Source organism: Prevotella sp. AGR2160 (genome assembly GCF_000424185.1).
GTDB lineage: Bacteria > Bacteroidota > Bacteroidia > Bacteroidales > Bacteroidaceae > Prevotella.
Genome location: NZ_AUJK01000003.1, coordinates 59,237 through 85,466, shown reverse-complemented (window position 1 = coordinate 85,466; position 26,230 = coordinate 59,237). Strand labels below are relative to the sequence as shown.

The following is a 26,230-nucleotide window of genomic DNA, read 5'->3' as shown; positions in this document are numbered from 1 at the left end:
ATCAAATAAACAACTGATGAAGATAAGAAAATGAGTGTGATCAAGAAGATATTTACCATTGTCGACAAGGTCCTCGTGCCGATCAAGACCAATCCGATCTTTTTTGGTTTCATGTATGCCCTGGGTGTCCTCTGTGCGTTGTGTACGATGCCCGGCGGCCACGGACCGCAGATTTATGACAATCTCTATCTGGAGCTGTTCTTCGACCTTTATGTCGTCTGTCTGATTCTGACGCCGATCCCGACGCGCGTGCGTAACATTATCAAGGGACTGTTGTATATCATTCTTTATGTCACGGCCCTCGTGGATGTCTACTGCTTCGTGAATTTTGACTCGACGTTGAATCCGTCGATGCTCATGTTGGTCAATGAGACCGACAGCCGTGAGGTAGGCGATTTCTTCTCCTCCCTCATCGATGCCGACCTCGTCCTCAGTAATGTGGGCTGGATCCTGTTGCTGATTCTCTGTCATATCCTCTTCCGCATGCGCCACTGGATCTTCCGCAAGCTCCATGTCGACCAAAAGGTGGCGGCCATTCATGAGCATGTGGCCTATGTGTTCCGTCATCAGCTGAAGCTTATCCCGCGGTGCATGGGCTCTATCGTCCTTGTCCTTGTGGTATGGAGTGCCGTCGCCAGTTGGCCGAACAAGATAGCGCTGCATAAACTCTTTAGTGGCACGTCGATCGGAGAGGTGGAACATACGCTGACGGAGAAGGACCACGGAAATCTCTATGAGCCGATCTACCGTCTGGTCTTCAGCCTTTATGCCAATCATCTCGCCGGTCAGCAGTTGACGACGCTATTGAAGGCCGCCGGGACGGTGAAGGTGGACAGTTGTGACTATAAGTCACCGACGATCGTATTGATCATCGGTGAGAGCTATGGCCGCCAGCACAGTCAGCAGTATGGTTATTTCATGGAGACGACGCCCAATCAGGTGCGGATGCAAAAGCAGGGATCGCTCATCAAGTTTGACGATGTTGTGACTTGTTGGAACCTGACGAGCTACGTGTTCAAAAACTTCCTGTCACTCCATGTTGTCGGCGAGCCGGGAGAGTGGTGCGACTATCCGCTCTTCCCCGAGCTGTTCCGCAAGGCCGGCTATCAGGTGACGTTCCTGACGAATCAGTTCCTCCCCGCTGCCAAACAGGCGGTGTATGACTTCAGCGGTGGTTTCTTCCTCAACGACCCGGCACTGAGCAAATATGAGTTTGACCTCCGCAATACGAAGCTCTATCAATATGATGAGGGCCTGCTGCACTGTTATGATGACTTTGTGAAACAAGGAAAGATCAAGCTCGGCGGCAAGAAGGACTATAACCTCATCATCTTCCATCTCATCGGACAGCATGTGGCTTATCAGGACCGTTATCCGGAAGGCCGCAATTACTTCTGGGCCAGCAGCTATGAGGACAAGCGTCCCGATCTCAGTGACCGTCAGCGCAAGATCCTGTCCTATTATGACAATGCATGCCGGTATAACGACTCCATCGTCAACCAGATTGTCAGACGTTTTCGTCGTGAGAATGCCGTCGTGATCTATATGCCTGATCATGGAGAGGAATGTTACGAGGGCAACCGTGGCTTTATCTGCCGCAACCATAGCGCGAAGATCGACTGGCCATTGGCCCATTATGAGTTTGAGATTCCGTTCTGGATCTACTGTTCACCGTCCTACCGCCGTCAGCATCGTGAGATCTTCCGCAGCATCATCCGTGCCCGTCATAAGAAGTTCATGACGGATGCTCTGCCGCATCTGCTCCTCGACCTTGCGGGTATTCATGCGAAGGACTATCATGCGAAGTATGATCTCATCAGTCCGGAGTATGATGAGAACCGTCCGCGCATCCTGAAGAACAGTGCCGACTACGACGTATTGAGAAGTAAAAAGTAAAAAATTAAAAAAGTAAACGTAGGGACATGATTTATCATGATCCGCAACGATTTGATTATGAACGCTGAATTCTTATCGCGTGCTGAATGTAACGTGTTGCGCGGAATCGCCATCATCGGCATTTTCCTGCATAACTACTGCCACTGGCTCGGGCCGATGGTGAAGGAGAACGAATATCAGTTCTTCCGTTCGAATGTCACGGGACTCAACGGAGTCCTCGTGTCGCCCGATGCCTCCCTCCCGGCTCACCTGTTGTCGTTCTTCGGTCATTATGGCGTGCCCGTATTCCTCTTCCTGAGTGCTTACGGTCTCGTGATGAAATATGAGGACGGACTGGGCCTGCCGGAAGGAGAGCGGCGTGTGGAGCCGAATGCCTTCGATTTCGTACGCTATCATTTTCTGAAACTCTTCAAGATGATGATCGTCGGGTTCGTGGCTTTCACCATGCTCGACCAGATTACGCCCGGAGCTCATCACTATGCGGCCATGGATGTTGTGGCACAGCTTGGCATGTTCAATAATGTATTACCCCATCCGGACAAGATCATCTGGCCGGGGCCGTACTGGTTCTTTGGCTTGATGCTGCAGCTCTACCTCGTCTACCGCCTCTTCCTCTATCGAAAGAAGACCTGGGTGACGGTGGTACTGATGGCTGTCTGTGTCTTGCTGCAGCTCTTCCTCGATCCTGAGGGCGAGGCGATGAACCGTTACCGTTATAACTTCATGGGCGGTATGCTGCCCTTCGGTCTGGGCCTCTTGATGGGCCGCTACCAACAGCAGATCATGGCATGGCGTGAGCGTCATAATGCCCGTCAGGCCGATGGCATCATCTTGATATTCTCCGTCTTGCTCAGCTATTTCCTTAGTATGAGTTTCATCGGCTGGACCTTCGTGCCCGTCTTTATCTGTACGGGTGCTGTGGCAATGGGGAAACTGTTGCCACGTACACTGGCCCACTGGCTGGAGTGGATGGGAGGCATCAGCGCGGCCCTCTTCGTCTGCCATCCCATCACACGAAAAATCTTTATCCCCATCAGCCGTGGGGGAGATCTCTATGCGGGCTTGCTGCTGTATATCGTGGCGTCTGTCTGTCTGGCGTGGTTGTTCAAGCAGTTGATGCGGAAGATCCCGAATCCGAAGATGTAGGGACATGATTGATCATGTTCCGACAAAAACGAAAATATGATGAAGATCAAAGATATAGAACTGGCGAATATCTCTCGGTTCCGTGGTGAGCTGATGGGAATAGCGATGGTGTTTATCATCCTGTTTCATATCGACCTGGCCCGTAATGACCTGTTCTTCGGTCTGCGACGGATGGGAAATATCGGAGTGGACATGTTCCTTTTCCTCTCCGGCATCGGTCTGTGGTTCTCGTGGGTGAAGACACCGTCTTACAAGCATTTCTACCGGCGCCGTCTGCTGCGTATCTATCCCGCGTGGCTGATCATCGCGCTGCTCTACTATGTACCTATTTATATAAGGGGCAGTCATTCAGTCTGGTCGTTGATCGATACGATCGGTGAGGTCCTCTTCAACTGGGAGTTCTGGTTGCGCGACGAGCTGACGTTCTGGTATATCCCCGCCATTATGGTGCTCTATCTCTTCGCGCCACCGTATATGGAACTTATCCGCCGCCATCCCATCTATCGTTGGCTTCCTGTGGTGATGATCATGTGGTGCATCCTCGTACAGTATGTCACGCCGATCCATGCCGTCGTGGGCCATCTGGAGATCTTCTGGAGCCGTGTGCCGATCTTCTTCATTGGTATCAATATGGGTGAGATGGTCCGTCAGAAACAGACGATGGACGGCGCGTCGATATGGATGATCATACTCATGTTCCTCATGTCGCTCCTCTCGAGCATCTTCCTTGAGCAGCGGCTCCACGGTCTCTTCCCGCTCTATGTGGAACGGATGCTCTATATCCCGCTGACGATTACGACGATCCTTCTGCTCAACCGTGTGTTCCGCCGGTTGCCGGATAAGATCAATTACGCGTTCCGTTTCGTCGGCTCACTGAGTCTCGAGGCTTACCTTATCCATCTCCATTTCGTACTGACATGGCTGCCCGGTAATTGGTCGTATTGGCCGACCTTCTTCGGATGTATCGCGCTGACGCTGCCCTTGGCGTGGATTTTACACAAGATTGTCTCAAAAGTAAAAATATGATCCTCTTGCAGGGGCAGACCCCTGCAAAAGGCAGAAGTATTAAACTCTATGCAAGCATATCTAAAATTGATCCGCCCGAAACAATGGGTGAAGAATTTCTTTGTCTTTGGACCGCTGTTCTTCGGCGGTGAACTGTTCAACGGCTGTTCCCTCGTGGAAGGCCTGCTGACGTTCCTGGCTTATAGCTGTGTGGCGTCGTCCATTTATTGTTTCAACGATATCCATGATGTCGCCGACGACCGCCGTCATCCTGAGAAATGTCACCGTCCCATCGCCTCGGGGGCTATCTCCGTTACCACGGCCTATGGTCTCATGGCCGTCCTTTTCCTCCTCTCACTGACTTTCGTGGGTGTCCTGTCGCTGATTCCGGAGGCCGGTGACGGTCGTGTGTGGCGCGTGGGGGCTGTCATCGTGTTCTATTGGCTGATGAACCTGGCCTATTGTGCCCGTCTGAAGCAGTATGCCGTCGTCGACGTGTGCATCGTTGCCTTTGGCTTCGTGCTGCGCCTCTTCGCCGGAGGTTTTGCCACGGATGTGGTACTGAGCAAATGGATTGTGCTCATGACGTTCCTCATCACTCTCTTCATGGGCTTTGCCAAGCGCCGTGATGATGTGCTGCGGATGAATGCCACGGGGGAGGCGCCGCGGAAGAATACGAGCCGTTATAACCTCACGTTCATCAACCAGGCCATCACCATCACGGCATCGGTGACCCTCGTCTGTTATATCATGTATACGGTGAGTCCGGAGGTGCAGAACCATTATCATAACAGCAACCTCTATCTGACGTCCGTCTTCGTCCTCATCGGTCTGCTGCGGTATATCCAGGTGACGGTGGTTGACGAGAAGAGTGGCAACCCGACGAAGCTCATCCTGACGGATCATTTCGTGCAGCTCGATGTCCTGGCGTGGGTGTTGACATTCGTATTCATGATTTACGGGAAATAAGACATTCAGGCCGCAATGGGGGCTAAAAACATTTAGGCCGCAACTCTCAGCGAGCTGCGGCCTAAACTTTATGTTTAACTTGAAAAATAATTTCGTGTAATTTAAGTTGTCTCGCGACACCTTATGTTACCGTTAAACAATCATCTAATTACCTTAACCTAATAACTAAAAACCTAAATCTATTACTACTAACCTAAACAATCTATTAACCTTTTGACGTTTGCAAAGGTACGGACTTTTTCCGTACGCTGCAAATATTCCGATAAGAAATTTAGAAATATTATAATCTTCTTGATTTATATCAATTCTTGTTAACAATCAACGCCACGGCATAGGCGGAGATGCCCTCCTGGCGGCCCGTGAAACCCAGTTTCTCCGTTGTCGTGGCCTTGATGCTGACAACATCGGGATCCACGCCCATGACCTCAGCGAGACACTGCTGCATGGCGGGAATGTGCGGGTTCAGTTTCGGCCGTTCGGCGCAGACGGTAGCGTCGATATTCCCGACGGCATAGCCTTTGTCGGCGAGGAGTCTGACGGTGTCCCGGAGGATGATCTTCGAGTCCATGTTCAGCGTCTTCTCCGAGTTGTCGGGGAAGTGGTAGCCGATGTCGCGGAGGTTGGCGGCACCGAGGAGGGCGTCGGCGATGGCGTGGATGAGCACGTCGGCATCGCTGTGGCCCAACAGGCCTTTATCATAGTCAATCTTGATACCGCCGAGCCAGAGGTCGCGGTTGTCCACGAGTTTGTGGACGTCATATCCCATTCCGATTCTAAACATGGTTGTATATTATTTGTGCAGTAAATCCTTGATGCCGTCCATATCGAAGGTGAGGGTGAAGCGGAGCGTCTCGTCGAGAGGGTTGCTCTTCGACGTGGCGATGACATAACCGGCATCGAGGCTGAAGGCGCTCATCTTGAAACCGGCACCGACAGTGAAATACTTTCGGTTACCCTTGTCCTTGTTCTCGTCGTGATAACCGGCACGAACGGCAAAGCGGTCGTTGTAGTTGTATTCCGCGCCGACACTCCACTGGATCTCCTTCAGCTCCTCCTTGAAGCCACCGGGGGCATCATGGAAACTCTTGAAGATACCACTGATGCTCGACACGTTATTATACTGTTCGAGCACCCACTGGCGGTAGGGACTCTGCTGGTCCTTGTCGGCCTCCGTATATTCGGCGTTGGCATCATCCTTATGCTGGTCGATATAGTCGTCAAATTGCTGCATCGTCGGCACCGTGGGCACGAGGAGCTTGTTGGCATCGGCGGAGAAGGAGATGCGGTTATAGTTGTCGATAGGTACCATCAGTGAGGCACCGATACGCATGTTCGTCGGGATGAAGTGGCTGTCCTCCTCACCGGAGTAGGTGATTTTACTACCGATATTGGAGATGTTCAGTCCGAGCCCGAGCTGACACTCCCGCTGTCCGAGGGTGATATAGTTCTGATAGTAACAGGCGAGGTCGGCTGCGAAGGCGGAGGCGGGAGAGCTGTCCTCCGTGGGGTTGAAGCGCAGGTCACTGTAGATCCATCTCACGGCAGCGGCGATGGAGAACTTCTCACTGAGCATCAGGGAGTAGGCGACGTCGAGGGACATCTCATAAGGCTTGATGGTCATGTCGTAGTTGTCATCCCCGGCACTGGAGTAGTAGACATCACCGAGGGAGAAATAGCGCAGGGAGGAGGAGATGGCACTGTAGTCACCGATGCGGTAGTATCCGGCGACATAGGCCATATTCATATCGTTGACGAGTTTCCGCAGCCATGGCGTATAGTTCAGGGCGACCCCCGACCGTGAGATACAGAACGGATATTTTGCCGGGTTCCAGGCCTGGGAGTTGACGTCCGGATCCGTGGCGGCACCGACATCACCCATACCACCGGCGCGTGCGTCAGGGGCGATCATCTGTGAGATGACGGAATATTCCACGGGGTTGTAAGTGCTTCTCTTATAGTCCCCCGAGCCGTCATCAGCCTTGGCGCCGGTAGCGGCAAGGGCCAGCAGGAGGAGTGTAGCGATGCGATTTCGATTCATTCTTTCTTGTTTTCTGGGATAACGGAAAGATCATACTTTTATTGTATGATGAGTTTTCTCACCTTCGAGACCTTGCTGCTGCTCTCGCAGCCTAGTTTGGCGCGGTAAATATAGATGCCACCGGGCAGCCGTGAGCCGGCGGAGGAACAGAGATTCCACGTTACTGCTGTCGTGCCGTCCGACGAAGTGCTCTCCTCGTTATGCTCCCATACGAGGCGTCCGGCCATGTCGTAGACCTCGATGTCCGTGTTGACGGTACTTCCGGCGCGGTCATGCGAGATGATGAAGGTCGTGGAGGTCTTCGCGGGGTTCTCCGTGGCCGTGATCTCTAGGATGTTCGGCTCGAGGTTCTTCACGACATTGAAGTTGAGCACTGTCGTCGTGGCGTTGTTCAGGATATCCCATGCCGTGAAGCGCAGCTGGTGTCTGCCGGCCGTGAGCTCAGGGATGGAATACCAGGTCGTGCCCTCGGTGTAGGAGTTGAAGGCATAGGTGAAGTTGACATTGAGGCTGTAGGTCATCGCCGCGCTGTTGTCGATGACGAGCTGCAGGTCGTGCCCGAGTCCCGCCCCGGAGGCGTTGATGCCGTCGCTGTCACTGATCTCCGCAACGAAATAGGGCGTGCTGTTCACGCTGCCGCCGTCGACGAAGGTGGGACTGTTGAGATAGGCGTAGACCTTGGGCCCGATGGAGTCGTTCTCGGCCAGGGCGCTGCCGCCGACGGTGAAGGCCGTGGAGGATCCCTGTGCCGTCACGCTCTTGTCGCTGTTGACGGCGAAGGCGGTAATCAGTCCGTTCTCATTACTGTAGTTGATATCTTTCGGAACGGCGAAGGAGAACGCGAAGGTGCCGTCCTTCACGGTGTTCTGCCCTTGGTAGATCGTCTTCGTGCGGTCGTAATAGGTGAAGACGGTGTCGGTGACGGCAGCGGAGGTGTTGCCCTTACAGGTGACGAGCTCCTTGTTGTCCCATACGGTGAGGGTGATGAGGCCGTTGAAGTCCGTGGCTGTCGTGGCTGTGGCAGCGTCCGTGGCACTCGTCGTCTTGGCGATATGCCCCTTCACGGAGGCGATGCCACCGGCTTTGAGGGCCGGCAGGGTAGCGGCGGAGGCTACGGCAGTGCCGTTGATGGAGTCGATGACGACCTTCATCGACGGGAGGTTCAGGCGCAGCGCAGGATCACCGATGAGGGAGTACTGCAGGTGGTTGACGGTATTGTCGAGCTCTGTCACTGTTTTCAACTCCCATTGATTGTTGGTATACTGCCATTCCAGGTCCTGATAGCGGCCGAGCATGATGTCGTTCTGCGAGAGGCGGTGGGCCTCACCGATCGTCATGGCCTTGCCATCACTGTCGAAGCTGAGGACGCGGCGGAGGAAAGCGCGGTTGATGAAGCGGTTGTAGTTGGCATAGACGGTACGGGTGGTACCGTAGAAAGCCATGGAACCGCCGTTGGCATTGAGGAAGCTCGACACGCCGATATTCTGCTCCACGCCGTCGTAGGCCATGATGTCACAGGCTGCCGTGATCCACAGCGGCAGGTTCTCGTTGGCGAAGGAGGTGAAGTCACTGAGTTTCAATACGGCCTCATGGGAGAGCTGCGTGGCATTGCCGTGACCGGCATAGTCCATGATGAGCGCGCCGTTGTTCTGCAGTTTCTTGATATATTTCGTAGCGTCGGGATAGCTGTTGCCCGTGGAGGTGGAATTCTCGGTATAGGCGTCCCACATCACCTTATGGACGGCATAGTCGGGATAGGCACTGCTGATGATTTCGGCGGTGTTGTTCTCGTCGTTCATGTGGAGGTTGTTGTTGCCGTCATCCCCCATAAAGACGAGGCTGTTCTCCCAGTTGCCGGCATTGCTGTTGGCGGCATAGTTGATGGTCTTGTCGACGGCAATCTTCGCCTCGTCGGCATTGGCCACGGGGAAACGTCCCACGGCGACATCGATCTGCTGCTGGGCGGGGTTGTCGCCTTCGCCGTCGTCGAGGAGTCCGAACCAGGAGTCATCGAAATAGCAGTAGATCTCATTGAAGGAGTTCTCACTCTCATACATCAGTAGGAGATCGTCGGCATCGAGGTTCTTGCATTCGGGGGTGAGGAGACGGCTGTCCCAGACGCCGTTGCCGAAGAGCAGGAGGTATTTCGGCTGGTCGCTCTCCGTCCCGGCACGGTCGTAGAGCATCTTCAGATAGTTACGGTAGGCGGCGGCATCGGGGGTGCCACTGGAAAATTCGTTGTAGAGCTCGTCGGCGGGCACGATGTTCACGCGCAGTCCGTCATGGCTCTCGTGGAAGGCCTTCAGCCGTTCGGCCTGGGCTTTGAGCTTCTGTGAGGCGGGGATGATGATGATCATGTCGGCCTGACTGTCGCCATGGTGGTTCTGGTTGCTGATGTTGTAGACGTATTCGGGGGCCTGCGTGACCTTGCTCAGCAGGGGCAGGTCCATGGGTACGTTCCAGGTCTCGGAGACATAGTCGAGGCGGATGTCCTCATTGCCCGTATTCTTGATCGTGATGGCGGCCGAGGCAAGGGAGTCACGGAGGACATAGGTGCGGTAGGCGGCAGCGCCCTTGTCGTAATCGCCGAGCTGTTTCGTGGTGATGGTGCCGAGGATGGAGTCGGCGGCGAGGATCTGTGCCGTGGCACCTTTCTTGGTATTACCGGAGATACCGACATAGAGGGTGGTCTGCGTGGTGCCCTTGGGGACGGTGAACGTGAGCGTCTTCGTCTTCCCGGCCGCGATGGCGTCGGCGTCGAAGAGGTTCCGGCCGCCGGGATACCAACTGTAGCCGTCATTCTCGTAGAGGGCGTGGTAGTCGTCGTTGTGATGCTGCGCGCCCTCGAAGGCGGCACTGTCGACGGTGGCGACGGTGTCGTTGTTCTGGGTGATGAAATAATATCCGTAGGAGGAATAGGGGTTGCGGGTACGCACGCCACTGGTCTTGCTGGCCCAGCTCACGGGGCCGCGGGCATAGAAGAGGTGCTTGCCGCCGATGATGCACTGCGGCACTTGCTTGAGGTCGTCATGGGCCTTCAGACTCTCCTCGGTGAGCTTCTCGGGGATGAGGTTGCCGCCGCAGCCGTAGATCTTCACCTTACTGAGGTCGGAGAAGCCGGCCTTGCGGATGAGGGCGTCGGTGAGCTGGTAGACGCCTGTGTTCTTCACGCGGATCTTCGCCCAGGAGCCTGTTGCGAGGACGGAGGTGGTGGCATAGCGGTCGGCGGCTGATGTCGTCGAGGCAGCGCTGGAGGGCGTACTGCTGAGGTGTGCCGTCCGGGCGGCCTTGCTCCGGGCCGTAGGCGTGGCCTTCGCTTCGGCCTTGATGTCAAGGAGGAAGGAGACGAGAAACTGGTATTTACCGTTACGGAAGACGACGGGACAGAAGGAGAAGACGATGGAGCCGCGCTTGCGGTCGAAGGAGAGGCGCTGCGAGACGGCGGGCATGTCGCCGGTCTGCTGTCCGTCGCTGAGCCGCTGGTAACGCTCCACCTCCGAGGGGGCGAGGTCGATGAACTCGGGATAGAGGAGGGTGGCGGTATAGGTGCTGTCGCGGTAGCTGCCGTCCACGGGGAGGGCATAGACATAGGCGGGTAGGGTGGAGTCGACGCGCGCCGTGTTGCTGCCGAGGTATACCATCTCCCTGATCTCCCGGGCCTGAAGAGCCAGGGGGAGCACAGTGAGCAACAGTATGATAAGGGATAGTATCTTTCTCATAAATTTTATATTTCTTCCACCGTAGGGTGCGGAGCATGATGAATCATGTCCCTACTTGCAATCGAACTCCAACACTTTCCTATCTCCAATGAACCCCTCGAGATGGTCGTTCTCGTGGACGGCATCACAGGCGGCGGGACAGCCCGTGAAGAGGAGGTCTCCCGTGCGGAGGGTCCAGAAACGGGAGATATAGGCGATGATCTCATCGATCTTGAAGAGCATGTCGGCCGTACAGCCCTCCTGCACCGTCCGGCCGTTGATGTCGAGGTGGAAGGGCAGGTGCTGCAGGTCGAGGAGCTGGTCCTTCGGGATCCATTCGCCGATGGGTGCGGCGCCGTCGAAGCCCTTGCAGAGGTCCCAGGGCTTTCCGGCGGCTTTGGCCTGTTGCTGGCGCTCCCGGGCCGTGAAGTCGATGCCGACAGTCACGGCGTCGTAGTAGCGGTGGGCGAAGCGCTGGGGAATCGTCTTGCCGAGGCGGCAGATCCTCACGACGACCTCCGCCTCATACTCTATCCGCCCGAGGTCATCGGGGATAAAGAAGGGTTTGTGGTCCTTCAGCAGGGCCGTGTCGGGCATGAGGAAGATCACGGGCTCCTGTGGTCTGGATAACGGGTGTCCCATCGATTTATTGTGCCGGGAGTAGTTCATCCCGATGGCGAATATCTTCATAATTGTAATCTTTTATATTTCTGTCTGCAAAGGTCGTGATTTTTTTTGAGGCATACAAGAAAAACAGTGGAAACAAAAACAAAAAAGTTGAAATCAATCTGCTGCAGTGTAGTCAATGATTTTTATGTTACGATTGTGGTCGTTTATTTGTCTATTTTTTGGGGTTGATTTATCCCATAGTTGTTTATTTTAAGAAAATTGTTGCATAATTATGTACATTTTGTTATTTTAGCAAAAACAAAACTAATTAAAATCTTATGAACCGGAATATTCACAAGGTGATTATCCTGTTTCTCATTCTGTTGGAGAGTGTGGTGGCACTTTCCGTAAAAGGTGACAATCTCTACCAGCGTATAGAGACGCGGTCGCTATGTGTGTATAGTCTGTATAAGGACCATACCGGATTGTTGTGGGTGGGCACGTCGAAAGGACTGATGACCTATCCGCAGCTTCTCAGCAGTAATCCTACCGCTTACAAACGTCCTCACGACCTGTCGATCATCATTCAGCAGATCCTGACCGTCTTTGACTTCAAAAGCCGCAAGCGTGCCTTTTATGCCTTCCCCGCCTCTTCGGGCCGCATCGTTGATGTCGCCCGTGCCGGCGGGCGGATGTATGTCGTTACGACCCGTCATCTCTTCACGGCGTCGCTGCAGGGTGGGTGCGTCTCCTGTCATGTTCTGACATCCCTACCGGAACCGATTGATTATGATCCGAAGATACAGTTTGCCACTGATAGCCGTCAGAATATATGGCTGCGCGGAAATGGTAAGCTCATGCGTTACGACGTTGCCCACCGGCAGTGGAAGACCTATGGTGACGTTGCCCCCGATATCATGGGCATTGAGCGTGACGCGGCAGGAAAAATCGTCGTGGCGACCTCCAACCACGGACTGTATGTCTTTGACGCCTATGGCAATTTCTGTCAGCAGATCGAGCAGACGGCTCCTCTCGTCAACGGACTGTCTAGTAATCATATCCAGTCACTGTATGCGGATCCACAGACTCGTACGATCTTCATCGGATATCACAAAAGCAGTTTCTCCCTCTTGCATTCTGCCGGCAACCAGTCCCGTCTGATCCATATCCAGGACGAGCGGAACCATTACGTCTCCGAGGATGTCATCAGCCTCTTCCCCACGAAGAATGGGACCTTCTGGGCCGGTACGGAGGATAACGGCGTCTATGAGGTGGACGCCCTCGCCTCCTGCTGGCTCTACCAGGCTACGGGCGACAAAACCTACCTCGACAAGGCCAAGGACTACGCTACTCACTTCGGTAAGGAGTTCCAGGGCGGTACGGAGACATCCTATTCCTGGCCGATCTGCTGGGATGACGTGCATCTCGGTGCCTGCATGAAGCTCGCCGAGCTGACGGGCGACGAGACCTACGCCAAGCCGATTGAGAACATGATCGACTACTGGAACGGACGCAACGGCGTGAAAGGCTCCAATCCGATCAACCGCACGCAGGGCGGCCTGCCCGTGATGAGTAACTGGGGTTCCATCCGATATGCCGCCGGTGCCGCCTTCATGGGTGAGGTTTACGCCAAATGGAGCAAGGCCAAGGCTGACTATAAGCAGGCTGCCAATGAATTTGCCCAGACCGTCACCAACTATGTCCTCGGCAGCAGCGGTCAGGTGTTCCATGTCGGCTACGGCACGAACTATCCTACCCATGAGCATCACCGTACGGCTCACGGCTCCTGGAACAACAATATGGCTGATCTGCCCGATGAGAACCGTCATGTCCTCCAAGGCGCCGTCGTCGGTGGTCCTTCCAGTGGCGATGACAGCTCTTATAAGGATGTCCGCAACAACTACGAGACTAATGAGGTGGCCTGCGACTACAATGCCTGTTATACGGGTATGGTCGCTGCCGTCTTTGAAAATAACGGTGTGAAGAAGGTCGCTGATCCCAGCGCCATCGAGACACCCGACGGCAAGGAGTTCTTCGTAGAGAGTGGTATCAACTGCCAGGATTCTCAGAATCAGACGAACTTCGTGGAGTTGAAGATCATCGTACGCAACCATACGGCATGGCCCGCTCGCGTGTCGGATAAGCTTCATGTGCGTGTCTACTATGATATCAGCGATGTTCTGAAGGCCGGCAAGACAGCCAACGACTTCACTACGCAGAGCAACTACGCTCAGAAGCCGGTGAAGATCTCCAAGTTGCTGCCGACAGGAAAGGATGGCATCTACTATGTAGACCTCGACCTTACGGGCGACAAGATCATGCCGGGTGGACAGGATCCGAGCCGTTGCGAGATTCAGTTCCGTGTCTCCGGACCTCAGGGCGTGAAATGGGACTATATGAAGTCGCCGTCGGGTCAGCAGCCGTCATCATGGCCTTACGGTCGTCAAGTTGTCGGACGGAACAGTGAAAAAAGTTATCCTTTAATATTCACTAATATTTATTTATCATGCTAAGAAAGTTAAACTTGCTATTCCTGGGTGTGGTCCTCTTCACGCTCATGGTCTACGCAAAATCTTCCGTCGTATGGAGCGGTGCTTTCGATGCTAACAACTGGAACAGTTGTCAGGAAGTGAGCATCGGATCCGTCTCCAGCGGTGACAAGATTGTTTTCAAGGGTGACGCCTATTCCAACGCGCAGATTCAGATCTGCTCGAAGGACTGGCAGACGAAGTTCACCGGCGATTACGCCTCTTTCGATGGTACCTATACCATCGATGTGACGTCCTCCAACGCCTCCACCCTTAGTCAGGGCGTTAATGTGAAAGGACAGAACTTCAAGCTCACCTCAGTGACCGTCATCTCCGGTGGTGACGACAGCGGTAATACGGGGGGCAGTACCAGTGGTGACAGCGGTAACTCCGGCAGCAGCTCCAACTATTCTGGTAAGGGCTTCCATACCAGTGGCACGAAACTTCTTGATGCCAATGGCAATGAGTTCATCATGCGTGGTGTCAACTACTCTTGGTGCTGGCAGTATGGCAATGGCGATGGTAACACCGCCGATGATGTCATCCCCGCAGCTAAGCGTCAGGGCGCTAACGTCATCCGTATTCAGCTCGCTGATGGCGGCAACCGTTCCTGGAAGAAGCCTACGGCAGCCGAGCTGAGCAATCTGATCAAGCTCTGTAAGGACAACAAGTTGATCGCAATCTTCAATACGCATGACGAGACTGGTTCCAACAAGGAGTCTGATCTTGAGCGCGCCGCTAACTTCTGGATTTCCATGAAGGATATTCTCAACGCTAACCGCGCTTATGTCCTCATCAATATCAGTAATGAGTGGTACGGCAACTGGGAGGCTTCTTCCTGGGCTGCCGGTTATGAGAAGGTGATCCCGATGCTGCGTAACGCGGGTATCAAGAATACCCTCATCGTTGACTGTGCCGGCTACGGCCAGTATCCCGCTTCTATTCCTGAGGCCGGCGCTGGCGTCCTCGCTTCCGATCCCGATAAGAATATGATCTTCTCCGAGCATCTCTACGACTGCTTCCCCACCGCTGCCAAGGTGGATGCGGCTATCGACAATGCCCTCACGGTAGGCGCGCCCGTCATCGTCGGCGAGTTCTCCTATAATCACAAGGGACAGAGCGTGGCATGGCAGGAGATCCTCGATCACTGTCAGGCTAAGAGCGTCGGCTATCTCGGCTGGTCATGGACCGGTAACGGTGATGGCACGGAGGCCTGCGATATGTTCGGTGGCTATGATGACTCCGACATGAAGGAGAATGGTAAGTGCATCATCCTTGGACACAACGGTATTAAAGAGACCTCTAAGGAGTGCTCCCTATTCAGCGGTATCAAGGGTGGTGGCACAACCGATCCCGATGCCAACTATCTGCCTTGGACGGGTAGCGCTACGGCGGGTGACGGTAAGATCTTCTCTGCTGCCGGCTTTGCGGTAGGTGATACCATCCAGTTCAAGGGCTCCGGCAGCGGCACGCTGACGATTCAGACGAAGGCTGGCAAGACCATCGCCTCCGGTTCCTTCAATGGTGACTATCGTCTGGCGATCACCGATGCCAACTTCTCCGCACTGACAAGTACCTGGAAGCTCGCCGGCAGTGGCTATACCATCACCGCCATGAACAAGAAGCGCTATGTCAAGGGTGGCAACGATCCTATCGTTCCCGTTGAGAATGGCTATCGCGTGACGGTTTGGGAAGGCTCGTTCCCCATTGAGTGGAGCGGCAACGGCCTGAAACTCCTCGGTTACCGTTTCGATGGTGCTCAGAAGGGTGATAAGCTGATCTTCACGATCTCAGATCCTGTCTACTCCGGCAAGAAGGGCCCGCAGCTGCAGATCGGCAACAGTGGCTACAGTGCCATGGTTGAAGGCAAGGAAGGCCAGGGCTGCGTGGATATCAAGAAGGGAAAGACCACTTATGAGTTCACGCTTAACGCCGAGAACGTCGATGACCTCCTCAATGGCGAACAGGATGGTGGCCTCCGTATCAAGGGCCAGAACTGTACGCTGACGAGTGTTGTCCTTGAGACGGCCTCTCCGCAGTATGAATATACCACAAAGGCTGTGTTCTCACCGAAGGGTGGCGGTCTCGATATGGGTATGTGGAGTGATGACGCCCTGACGAAGATCCAGCCTGCTAAGTTCAAGGCTGCCGGGCTGCAGGAAGGCGACCGTGTGGTGTTTAACCTCACGGAGACCAATGCCACGGAGATGGCTCAGCTGCAGATTGTCTACCTCAAGGGCTGGGAGGCTATCCGCTCTAACTTCAAGAATGTTGGTGTTCAGGCTCCGCGCTTCTGGTTCACCGTCACGGCTGATGAGGCTGCGCAGTTGAACAGTGTCGGTATGGGCCTGAAGGGTACGAAGTGCATTCTGAAATCCGTAGAGGTATGGCACCGCAACGACGTGATCACCGGTATCGATAATATCACGGCCGATGACAGCCGCTTCGATGACAACACTCCTGTAGAGATCTATACCCTCTCTGGACAGCGCATCTATCACTTCGACAACAGTCGTCGTCAGATGTATATCATCAAGCAGGGTGGTAAGACCATGAAGGTTATCCGTTAATATCCAAGGACCTGTCCCTTGGCGGACAGGTCCTCATTACTTGAAAATTCGATCGTTTAAATGATAAGAAAAGCTATTTTCTCTCTCCTTTTATCCCTGCTGGCAGTGAGCGCACTGTCGGCGAGGAATATTACTTTGCTTGAAGGAGAATATAAGATGACATGGGGCCCCGAGTGTTGCATCGACCCCATGAAATATGCCGGCCTTGCTGCCGGTGACTCGATCCTCGTTTCTGTCAAGGATCTCGGTAATTATCCCCAGTGCTCCGTTCGCGACAAGCAGAACGGATGGAAGGAACTCACTCCCGCGCTGTCCTATTTCCTCGTCAAGGGAGATTTCTTCTTTGCCATTACTGACTCTATCGCCAAGCAGATGAAGCATCACTCCATGATGTTCTCGGGCTCGAACTTCACCATTACGAAGATCGTGCTGCGTACTTCCCGTCCCGCCGATACCCGCGTGGGCTATGATGACCTCTGCGACAAGAATGCATCATGGCGCACACGGCAGATCTACCAACTCTTGCGGGATGTCTATGGCAAGAAAGCCATATCCTGCTCCATGGCGGAAGTCAACTGGAACTATAAGGAAGCCGGTTACGTGAAGGCTTGGACCGGCAAGTATCCTGCCATGAATGGCTTTGACTATATTCATCTCACCTACGGCTGGGAACCGTATAAGGACATCACGCCTGTGAAGGAATGGTGGGATATGGGCGGCCTCGTCACCATCTGCTGGCATTGGCGTGCGCCGAGCACAGAGGCTCAGTGGGACGCTTATCAAAAAGACACCGTGAAAGACCCGCCATCGTATGATGGTTTCTATGCTCCGAGCGGCGGCTCCCCCTCAACTACTTTCTCACCCAAAGAGGCCGTGAAGGAAGGTACTTGGCAGCATAACTTCCTCATGGCAGACCTGAAGAAGGTTGCCGACCGACTGGAGATTCTCCAGGATTCGGGTATCGTTGTCCTTTGGCGCCCCTTCCATGAGGCTGCCGGCAACAGCGGCATCTACCCTGATGGAAAGGCGTGGTTCTGGTGGGGAGCCGACGGCCCGGAGCCTTGTAAGCAGCTCTGGCATATCATGTACGACTATTTCCAGCAGCGTGGCTTGCACAACCTCATCTGGGTATGGAACTGTCAGATCAATGATGATGACTGGTATCCCGGTGATAACTATGTCGATATCATTGGCCGTGATCTTTACAATTATACAGCCACACCGAAAGACAGTACTGATGAACAGGCGAAATACAACTCCGCCAGTTGGTCTTTCGAGTTCATGCACACCTATTATCCGCATAAGATGCTGACGCTCTCCGAGTGCGGCAACTCCCCGATGATGACGGATATGTGGGCTGCCGGCGCTAGATGGCTCTATGCCATGCCGTGGTATCACTATCAGTATCAGATGGGACAGAAACACCAGTGGGCCGGCAGTGACTGGTGGCAGAACTGGTTCAGCATGGATAATGTCATTACCATGGATGAGATGAAGACGCTACGTGCGCAGTATCTCCGCGAAGATCCCACCACGGATATCCGCACGGTCTCCGGCGTGAAGAAGCCCATGGATGAAAATTGGTATACCCTTCAGGGCGTCCGTATCGCCAAGCCCGTTTTCCATGGCGTCTATATCCATAAGGGTAAGGCTGTAATCATTCCATAACCTCCTTTATTCATGCGATTAAGTATAGTTTGTTAATCTTTTCCTCAACCTTTCATCTTCATTTAATTTGAATCGATCTGATATAAGTTACGGAAACGGCGAGTTGTGAAACCCGCCCTTTTTCATTTTCCGTTCTCTATTCTCCATTTTCCATTCTCCATTAAAAAAACGCCTCCCACGGAGTTATACTCGTGGGAGGCAATCTTATTTTCAGGTGGTCACAACGACCAATTAGTCTGCGGAGAGAGAGAAACGCTTGTAGTCAACGATCGTCAGATCCTTGTCCTGGTTCTTCAGCCACTGGCTGACGGAGATCTTGTCGCCGTCACCGAACTGGAACTCCTGGTCGACGAGGCAGTTCTCCTTGAAGAACTTCTTCATACGGCCCTGAGCGATGTTCTGGATCATCTGCTCCTTGAGGTTGGCGGCAGCCTGCTCACCGACGGTCTTCTTGATCTCGCGAGCCTTGTCGGCCTCTTCCTGCGTGAGCCAGCCCTTAGCCATGTTGCTCTCGATGTGATCATCAGAGTCAACGAGGTTCGGGTTGATGCCAGCCTTCTTGATGGCGTTGACAACCTGGCGCTCTACCTGCTCTTCCTTCGTCTTCTCGATGGCGACCTTCAGCTCCTCGTCCTTGACAGACTGGGGAACGCTGGCCTCGTCGAGAGCGACGGGCTTCATGGCAGCGACCTGCATGGCGACCTTATGGCCGGCCTCTGCATTGTCCTTGTTGAGCTGAACCATGGTGCAGAGGGTGTGCTTGTTCATGTGGTCGTAGACCTCCACGTTGTCACCCTCAATGAAGTTGTAGCCGTCGAGCTCCATCTTCTCACCCGTGATACCGGAGCGCTGCTGAACAGCGGTAGCGGCATCCTCGCCGTTGGCGAGCTTGAGAGCTTTCACCTCATCGATGCTCTTCGCCTTAGCAGCGACGGCAGCGTCGAGGATCTGCTGTACCATATCGATGAAATCCTTGCCTGCGGCAACGAAGTCGGTCTCACACTTCACAGCCACCATAGCGGCGAAGCCTGCAACTTTCTTGACGAGGACGCAACCATTGGAAGTCTCACGGTCGGAACGCTTGGCAGCGATAGCGAGGCCACGCTCACGGAGGAGATCCTTGGCCTTGTCGAAGTCGCCTTCTGCCTCAATCAATGATTTTCTGACATCACCAAGACCTGCACCCGTCATGGAGCGCAGCTTCTTGATATCGTCCATACTTGGTTTGTAAGCCATAATTATTGATTTATTGGAGCCTCTTCAAAATCCTCCCCCTTTAGGGAAGGCTTCAGGAGGCGGTTAAATATTCTTTTTGTTTGACAGTAGGTGGCCGGCAATATGGGCGCGTGGCCGCAACATGGCGGCCACCTACCAAAGGGTGTGCGGATTACTCTGCTGCGGGAGCCTGCTCTTCCTGAGCGGGAGCAGCCTCTGCCTTGCGGGCACGACGGGGCTTAGCGTCTGCAGCCTCTTCCTTCTGCTCAGCAGCAGCCTTCTCGTCAGCCTTCTCAGCCTTACGCTCCTCAAGACCCTCGGCGATAGCGCCACAGACAGCGTCGAGGACGACCTCGATGGAGTCCTTAGCATCGTCGTTGGCGGGGATAACGTAGTCGATGTTCTTCGGATCGCTGTTGGTATCAACCATAGCGAATACGGGGATACCGAGGCGGTTAGCCTCCTTGACAGCGATGTGCTCCTTCATGACGTCGACGACGAAGAGGGCAGCGGGCAGGCGAGTCAGGTCAGCGATAGAACCGAGGTTCTTCTCCAGCTTAGCGCGCTGGCGGCTGATCTGCAGGAGCTCACGCTTGCTGAGGTTAGAGAAGGTACCGTCAGCCATGAGCTTGTCGATGTTTGTCATCTTCTTCACGGCCTTGCGGATGGTCGGGAAGTTGGTCAGCGTACCACCGGCCCAACGCTCGTTGACATACGGCATGTTGACGCTCTGTGCCTTGTCGGCGATGATGTCTTTAGCCTGACGCTTCGTAGCGACGAAGAGGATCTTCTTGCCGCTCTTGGCGATGCCCTTGAGAGCCTCTGCAGCCTCGTCGATCTTGGCGACGGTCTTGTTGAGGTCGATGATATGAATACCGTTACGCTCCATGAAGATGTAGGGAGCCATAGCGGGGTTCCACTTGCGCTTGAGGTGACCGAAATGGCAACCTGCCTGCAGTAACTGGTCAAAATTTGTTCTTGACATTGTTTTCCTTTTAAATTGTTTACTTTCTTTTTGAATTCTAATTTTGTTCCCTTGGCGGAACATGATGAATCATGTCCCTACAAGGGAGAAGTTCAGAATCAGCCGACAGGTAGTCCATAGGAATCCTGTCGGTTTAGATACTAAACGGAGGTCCAGTAGATTAACGCTTACTGAACTGGAAGCGACGGCGAGCCTTCGGCTGACCCGGTTTCTTACGCTCAACAGCACGGCTGTCGCGGGTGAGGAAGCCGGCATCCTTGAGCTGCTTCTTGTCGTCAGCATTGATCTTGACGAGGGCACGGGCGATAGCGAGGCGAAGAGCCTGGCTCTGACCGGTGAAACCGCCACCGTCGAGGTTTACCTTGATATCATACTTTCCGTCAGCCTCGAGGAGGTTCAGCGGCTGCTTCACGATGTAACGGAGGATAGCAGAGGGGAAGTATGTTTCGATATCTTTCTTATTGATAGTGATCTTGCCGGTACCTTCTGTGAGGTAAACACGAGCGACAGAGCTCTTGCGGCGACCGATTGCGTTAATGATTTCCATCTTTCTTCTTTATTTGTACTGGTTGATGTCAATAGCCTTGGGCTTCTGAGCCTCCTTGTCGTGCTCAGCGCCTTCGAATACATAGAGGTTGTCCATCAGGGCACGACCGAGACGGCCCTTGGGGAGCATACCCTTCACAGCGTGACGGATGATCTTGTCGATACCGCCCGGACGCTTGCGGAGGTCCTCAGGAGTATTGAAACGCTGGCCACCAGGATAACCAGTATAACGCGTGTAGATCTTGTCTGTCTCTTTCTTACCGGAGAAGACGACCTTGGCGGCGTTGATGATGATGACGTTGTCTCCACAATCTACGTTGGGAGTGAAAGACGGCTTGTACTTTCCGCGGAGCAGCTTTGCAACCTTAGAGCAGAGGCGACCGACGATCTGGTCGCTGGCGTCTACTACGACCCACTCTTTCTTTACTGTCTCCTTGTTGGCGGAAATAGTCTTGTAGCTTAATGTGTCCATTTTTTGAACTTGAAATTTTAATGTAAATATGAATTAAACACATGATAACAGAGACCTCGCGGCGCCTCCAGTCTAAAAGAGACCATCCACAGCATTCTCTCTGATGTCCGCTGGATTCACTAACCACTCTTCCCGGCCATGGAAAGAGCTATTAACACCATCGGGCTGCGGGGATTCTAAGACGCGTCCCCACAATCGGTGTGCAAAGGTACAACTTTTATTTAAGATCGCGCGAGGAGAAGATACTATATTTATGAATTATTAACTCAATTCCGTATATTTAACATGAAGGGCGCCTGCAAATGTTGTTACTTTCAGCAATTTTCCTTACTTTTGTCGAAGAAAAAAGAACCATGGTTTCTATGAAGGAATACGATTATCTCATTGTCGGCTCTGGTCTCTTCGGCGCGACCTTTGCCTATTTCGCCCACAAACAGGGCAAGCGCTGTCTCGTGATCGACAAGCGGCCGCAGCTCGGCGGTAACGTCTACTGCAAGGATGTGGGGGGAATCCATGTCCACCAGTATGGCGCCCACATCTTCCATACCTCTAATAAAAAGGTATGGGACTTTGTCAACGCGCTCGTACCGTTCAACCGTTACACCAATTCTCCCGTGGCCAACTATCAGGGTAAGCTCTACAATCTGCCGTTCAACATGAACACCTTCTATCAGATGTGGGGCGTGACGACACCTGCCCAGGCGCAGGCCAAGCTCGACGAGGAGCGTGCCGAGATGCGTGCCCGTCTGGATGCCGAGGGCGTGAAGGAGCCGCGGAACCTGGAGGAACAGGCGCAGCTGCTCATCGGTAAGAGTGTTTACGAGCGACTCATCAAGGGATATACCGAGAAGCAGTGGGGCCGGAAATGTACGGATCTTCCCGCCTTCATCATCAAGCGCCTCCCCGTGCGTCTCGTCTTCGACAACAATTATTTCAATGACAGTTTCCAGGGCATCCCTATCGGCGGATACAACAAACTGATCGAGGCGTTGCTGGCCGGCGTGGAGACGCGTGTGAATACCGATTATTTCTCTGATCGCAAAGCCTTCGACGCCTTGGCCGACAAGATCGTTTATACGGGCCAGCTCGATGAGTTCTTCGATTATCAATACGGACATTTGAACTTCCGCACCGTCCGTTTTGAGACCGAAGTACTCGGTGAGCCGAACCATCAGGGCAATGCCGTCGTCAACTATACGGAGGCAACGGTCCCTTACACCCGTGTTATCGAGCATAAGCATTTTGAGAGTTTCGGTCAGGCCGTCTACGACAATCCGAAGACCGTCATCAGCCGTGAGTACAGTACGGAGTGGAAGCCGGGCATGGAACCCTACTATCCCGTCAATGACGAGAAGAACAATGAACTGGCTGAGAAATACCGTGCTTTGGCCGCCCGCCAGGAGAATGTCATCTTCGGTGGCCGTCTGGCAGAATATAAGTATTACGACATGGCCCCGGTCATTGAGAAGGTCATGAAGATGTTTGAGTTAAACTGTGGTCAAAATAGAAATGAATAAAAAGTTAGTCTCTATCGTCATGTGTACTTATAATGGCGAAAAATATATTCGCGAGCAACTCGACTCCATTCTCCGACAGACCTATCCTATCTATGAGATGATCATACAGGATGACGGATCGACGGATTCGACTGTTGCTATTCTCAAGGAATATGCAGCAAGAAACGCCATGGTCAAGCTTTTCCATAATGAGGGAGAACACGGTATAAACCAAAATTTTTATTCAGCTATGCATCGGGCAACCGGCGATTACATTGCCATTAGTGATCAAGATGATGTTTGGAGTCTTGACAAGATAGAACGGCAGATCAATGCCATTGGCGATAAGGCCATGTGTTCAGGCCTAAGTATCAGATTTAATGGCGACGACCGGAGGCCTCAATCGGATACACGTACGCCTAACTATAATTTACTGCGTATCACATGCGATGCTGAAATACCTGGGCATACTATTTTGATGCGTCGGGATTGGTTTGAGAGTCTTCCCTTCAGTAATCCCATCTTTAAAGAACGAATGTATGACTATGCTTTGTCTTTTACAGCCGCTGTTACCGATGACATCGTGTGGGTAACTCCTTCTGTCGAGGATGACCGCCAACTTCATCCGTTAGTATGGCATAGGTACTTTCAGGAGGAGGCAACCTATATACCTCAGAATGAGATTCCTAAGAAGTCTAATGCCTTAAGAATCTTTCTTTGGTGTACATGCCATTACCGTCAGTTAAGAAAATGCGGAAGGCCAACCTATGTTACCAAGGAAAGGCTTATCTGTGATTTGAATGCACATACGCAGATTGCACAGGACGGATTAGAGTTAAACAGGCTACTACAAGAGCCTGGACTCATCGGTTTCTTTAGATTACAGAAATTCTGTCTGAAGCACAGGGAGCAGATTTTCCATACGAAAGGACGTGATCCTTTTAATATCATTTATGCATTGATTTTCCCCATAACTTCTTGTTGGTATTTGCGTAATTTATTGCCCAAGACCTGATTCTGTAGACTTCTTTCCTTTCTTATGCAGTAGATAGCCTAAACATTCTTTCATAACCTGCGCACCGGCTATCTGCATGACGATAGCATAGAGTATTACGGCAATGACAATCTTCGCAACCATGCGGAGCAGCATGCCGGGGAGAAGACTTGCAACGATATAAGCAATGGCACAGACAGCAAGAGCCGACAACAAGAATGGCAGAAGATCCTTGAGAAGGTCGAGGAAACGGTAATCGACGATTTTCTTCGTGAAGAACTGCCAGACGATAGTCCAAAGGGCGATAAAGGCCGAGTAAGCTGTTACCATGGCGATGATGCCTTGCTGTGCGAAGATGAGGATGACACCTATCTGAATGGCAATTTGTGCGATGTTCGCCCACATGAAGATGTCGGACCGGCCTTGACTGACGATGAGCTGTTGCATGGGCAGGTAGATGGGGATGAATGCTCCGCTAATGCAGAGAATCTGCAAGATAGGGACGCTGTCGATCCATTTATCAGAGATAAGCAGGACGATAAACTCTGGGGCAATGATGGCGAGGCCGAACATAGCCGGAAAGGCGAGAAAGGCAGTGAAGCGTGTCATTTTACGCAGAATATGCAGTTGCCGGTCTTCTTCATTTTGTATTGAGACAAACACTGGCTGAGCTACCTGCGCCAACATTCCCGAGACGAATCCGGAAGCCATATTGTTCCATTTCCATCCTTGGGTGAAGTTGCCGACGGTCTTGACGGGGAAGATGCGTCCGAAGATGACGGTGAGGATATTTTGGCTGACTTGTGAGATGATATTCGTAATCAGAATCTTGCTGCTGAAGTCGAACATCCGTTTCACGGGAGTAAAGTCGATGTCCAGGGTAGGTCGGAAGGGCATAAGAAAATATTTGCCAAAGCTTTGCAGACCGGTGTAGACAAGTTGCTGAACTATGAGTGCCCAATAGCCCATGCCTTTGAGAGCCAAAGTTATGCCTGTTATACCACTGATAGTGAGGACGACGATCCGTTGTATGGTGACGGGCTTGATGATGAGGCGTTTCGAAAGATATGCCTGAGGAACGATACCAAAGGCTGAAAGAGGCAGAGAAAGAAAGGCAATACGACATAGTAAAGTCAGCTTCTCTTGATGGTAGAACTCTGCAATCAATGGCGCACAAAAAAATAGAAGGAGATAAAGGCTACAGCCCATGAGCAGAGAGAACCAGAAGACGGAGTTGTAGTCTTTGTGCTCAGGCTCTTTGAGGTTGATAAGGGCTGTTGTAAACCCGCTGTCCTGCAAACAACCGGCAATAGCGGTGAAGATCGTGATCATGCCTACCAATCCGTAGTCGGCGGGGTCAAGCAGGCGTGCTAAGAAGATGCCGATGACGGCATTCAGTATCTGCATGCTGCCATTATTCATGGCTGCCCAGAAGAGTCCTGATGCAGTCTTTTCTTTCAGTGTGCTCATCCAATCTTTTGATAAATAGCGTTATTACGTTTGATGAAATTGTAATGGAATAATTTCTTGTGTAATTTTGAGTAGTTGAAATCCCAAACGAAAAGTAAGCGCTCCTTTAGCGTTGCCTTTTGTCCTTCTTTGTATAGTTCAGATGGGAGATGTGCGATAGAGTAAGGCGAGGGTATCAAAGGGGCTATAGTCGCGATGCTTGCCGGTGAAGATCCAAGTCTCTGCTAGCATGCGGTCTTTTCGCTTTTCTTCGCAGAGGGGCTGTAGGGTGCGGAGATAAGAGGCACGGGCCCACCAGAAATTTCCAGCATACATGGTGTAGGTGGCAGGACGGGGTGGATAGCGCAGGCAACCGTAGGTGTCGTAGCCGTCGCTGAGGACATTAGCGGCAACTTGCCATTTGTCGATGTTGTAATATTCCATCACTTCACGCCAGGCCTCCACCTTCTTCTTGAAATAGAGCCAGTGGCGGTCGGTCTGTTGGGGACCATGGTAGGATACGCCTTTCGTATGGAAATAATAGATGAGACAGTCTTCCTCCTGTGCCTTTCGATAGACGATATCCAAAGCGGGATATTCGAACTGATGGGCTTCGGTGGTGCTGGCGGCAATTTCATAACGGATACCCTCAAGCATCTCACGGAGCTTCACGAGGTCTTCTTCCTGACGATAGATGATGCTGACCAATAAGGTCTTCGTCTGCGCGGCGAGGCCGCTTCTGCGCAGCCGGTCCAACTGCAGGGGCACGAGTTGCTCCCATCCCTCGGCACAGAAGATATGGTAGACGCCGTAGATGGGCTGATGGCCCGTGTAAGCGTGCTCCCAGGAGCTGAGATCCTTTTTCCGGTTGATATGGAAAAGGGTCGTATTGATGGTTTGCCAAATGTTCATTGTTCGTATGAAATCTTTGCAAAAGTACGATATT

Annotated in this window: 19 protein-coding genes; 9 read left to right on the top strand and 10 right to left on the bottom strand. The window is 52.9% G+C overall.

Annotated elements, in window-relative coordinates; all coding sequences use genetic code 11:
- The first annotated feature begins 30 nt into the window (after nucleotides 1-30).
- The 4 genes from G604_RS0103225 to G604_RS0103210 are packed head-to-tail and all read left to right on the top strand — an operon-like array spanning nucleotide 31 to nucleotide 5,016.
- Nucleotides 31-1,896: a phosphoethanolamine transferase gene (locus G604_RS0103225; protein WP_028909297.1), complete on the top strand. Its 1,866-nt coding sequence runs from the start codon at nucleotides 31-33 to the stop codon at nucleotides 1,894-1,896.
- 57 nt (nucleotides 1,897-1,953) lie between these two features.
- Nucleotides 1,954-3,042: an acyltransferase family protein gene (locus G604_RS0103220; RefSeq protein ID WP_028909296.1), complete on the top strand. Its 1,089-nt coding sequence runs from the start codon at nucleotides 1,954-1,956 to the stop codon at nucleotides 3,040-3,042.
- Nucleotides 3,043-3,081: 39 nt separating this feature from the next.
- Complete coding sequence (locus G604_RS0103215; RefSeq protein WP_028909295.1) at nucleotides 3,082-4,068, top strand: acyltransferase family protein; 987 nt, start codon at nucleotides 3,082-3,084, stop codon at nucleotides 4,066-4,068.
- 48 nt (nucleotides 4,069-4,116) lie between these two features.
- Nucleotides 4,117-5,016, top strand: a complete 900-nt coding sequence (locus G604_RS0103210; RefSeq protein WP_028909294.1) for a decaprenyl-phosphate phosphoribosyltransferase — start codon at nucleotides 4,117-4,119, stop codon at nucleotides 5,014-5,016.
- Between the two features lie 301 nt (nucleotides 5,017-5,317).
- Here G604_RS0103210 and ispF read toward each other — a convergent pair whose 3' ends face one another.
- Genes ispF through G604_RS0103190 form a run of 4 tightly spaced genes read right to left on the bottom strand, consistent with a single transcriptional unit; the run spans nucleotide 5,318 to nucleotide 11,442 of the window.
- Entirely contained in the window at nucleotides 5,318-5,797 is a 480-nt protein-coding gene (gene ispF, locus G604_RS0103205; RefSeq protein WP_028909293.1) for a 2-C-methyl-D-erythritol 2,4-cyclodiphosphate synthase, read from the bottom strand.
- A 9-nt stretch (nucleotides 5,798-5,806) separates the two neighbouring features.
- Nucleotides 5,807-7,054 carry a type IX secretion system outer membrane channel protein PorV gene (gene porV, locus G604_RS0103200; RefSeq protein ID WP_028909292.1) on the bottom strand — a complete coding sequence of 416 codons (1,248 nt, stop codon included), beginning with the start codon at nucleotides 7,052-7,054 and terminating at the stop codon, nucleotides 5,807-5,809.
- A gap of 38 nt (nucleotides 7,055-7,092) precedes the next feature.
- Entirely contained in the window at nucleotides 7,093-10,773 is a 3,681-nt protein-coding gene (porU, locus tag G604_RS0103195; protein ID WP_028909291.1) for a type IX secretion system sortase PorU, read from the bottom strand.
- Nucleotides 10,774-10,824: 51 nt separating this feature from the next.
- The gene (locus G604_RS0103190; protein WP_028909290.1) at nucleotides 10,825-11,442 is read right to left on the bottom strand and encodes a fumarylacetoacetate hydrolase family protein; all 618 of its coding nucleotides are present in this window, start codon (nucleotides 11,440-11,442) and stop codon (nucleotides 10,825-10,827) included.
- Nucleotides 11,443-11,699: 257 nt separating this feature from the next.
- Here G604_RS0103190 and G604_RS14665 point away from each other — a divergent pair, with 257 nt between their 5' ends.
- Genes G604_RS14665 through G604_RS13375 form a run of 3 tightly spaced genes read left to right on the top strand, consistent with a single transcriptional unit; the run spans nucleotide 11,700 to nucleotide 18,127 of the window.
- The gene (locus G604_RS14665) at nucleotides 11,700-13,874 is read left to right on the top strand and encodes a glycoside hydrolase family 9 protein (RefSeq protein WP_051220188.1); all 2,175 of its coding nucleotides are present in this window, start codon (nucleotides 11,700-11,702) and stop codon (nucleotides 13,872-13,874) included.
- Nucleotides 13,868-16,459, top strand: a complete 2,592-nt coding sequence (locus G604_RS14660; protein WP_081657629.1) for a cellulase family glycosylhydrolase — start codon at nucleotides 13,868-13,870, stop codon at nucleotides 16,457-16,459. Before G604_RS14665 ends, G604_RS14660 begins: the two co-directional genes overlap by 7 nt.
- A gap of 60 nt (nucleotides 16,460-16,519) precedes the next feature.
- Entirely contained in the window at nucleotides 16,520-18,127 is a 1,608-nt protein-coding gene (locus G604_RS13375) for a glycosyl hydrolase (RefSeq protein ID WP_081657628.1), read from the top strand.
- A gap of 231 nt (nucleotides 18,128-18,358) precedes the next feature.
- Here G604_RS13375 and tsf read toward each other — a convergent pair whose 3' ends face one another.
- The 4 genes from tsf to rplM all read right to left on the bottom strand — a co-directional run bounded on the left by tsf (nucleotide 18,359) and on the right by rplM (nucleotide 21,345).
- Nucleotides 18,359-19,363, bottom strand: coding sequence for a translation elongation factor Ts (gene tsf / locus G604_RS0103170; protein WP_028909289.1), 1,005 nt, complete (start codon nucleotides 19,361-19,363; stop codon nucleotides 18,359-18,361).
- Between the two features lie 151 nt (nucleotides 19,364-19,514).
- Nucleotides 19,515-20,327 (bottom strand): 30S ribosomal protein S2, encoded by an 813-nt coding sequence (gene rpsB, locus G604_RS0103165; RefSeq protein ID WP_028909288.1) that lies wholly within the window; start codon nucleotides 20,325-20,327, stop codon nucleotides 19,515-19,517.
- Between the two features lie 160 nt (nucleotides 20,328-20,487).
- Nucleotides 20,488-20,874, bottom strand: a complete 387-nt coding sequence (gene rpsI, locus G604_RS0103160; RefSeq protein WP_028909287.1) for a 30S ribosomal protein S9 — start codon at nucleotides 20,872-20,874, stop codon at nucleotides 20,488-20,490.
- Between the two features lie 9 nt (nucleotides 20,875-20,883).
- The gene (gene rplM, locus G604_RS0103155) at nucleotides 20,884-21,345 is read right to left on the bottom strand and encodes a 50S ribosomal protein L13 (protein ID WP_028909286.1); all 462 of its coding nucleotides are present in this window, start codon (nucleotides 21,343-21,345) and stop codon (nucleotides 20,884-20,886) included.
- Nucleotides 21,346-21,707: 362 nt separating this feature from the next.
- Here rplM and glf point away from each other — a divergent pair, with 362 nt between their 5' ends.
- Nucleotides 21,708-22,862 carry a UDP-galactopyranose mutase gene (gene glf, locus G604_RS0103150; RefSeq protein ID WP_028909285.1) on the top strand — a complete coding sequence of 385 codons (1,155 nt, stop codon included), beginning with the start codon at nucleotides 21,708-21,710 and terminating at the stop codon, nucleotides 22,860-22,862.
- A complete protein-coding gene (locus G604_RS13370) occupies nucleotides 22,855-23,856 on the top strand; it encodes a glycosyltransferase (RefSeq protein ID WP_051220185.1) in 1,002 nt (333 codons plus the stop codon). The genes glf and G604_RS13370 overlap by 8 nt, the downstream gene beginning before the upstream one ends.
- Here the strand turns inward: G604_RS13370 and G604_RS0103140 are convergent.
- Both G604_RS0103140 and G604_RS13365 read right to left on the bottom strand, forming a co-directional pair.
- Nucleotides 23,839-25,305, bottom strand: a complete 1,467-nt coding sequence (locus G604_RS0103140; RefSeq protein ID WP_028909284.1) for a lipopolysaccharide biosynthesis protein — start codon at nucleotides 25,303-25,305, stop codon at nucleotides 23,839-23,841. The genes G604_RS13370 and G604_RS0103140 overlap by 18 nt on opposite strands.
- 138 nt (nucleotides 25,306-25,443) lie before the next feature.
- Nucleotides 25,444-26,196 (bottom strand): hypothetical protein, encoded by a 753-nt coding sequence (locus G604_RS13365; RefSeq protein ID WP_081657627.1) that lies wholly within the window; start codon nucleotides 26,194-26,196, stop codon nucleotides 25,444-25,446.
- Between the last annotated feature and the right edge of the window lie 34 nt (nucleotides 26,197-26,230).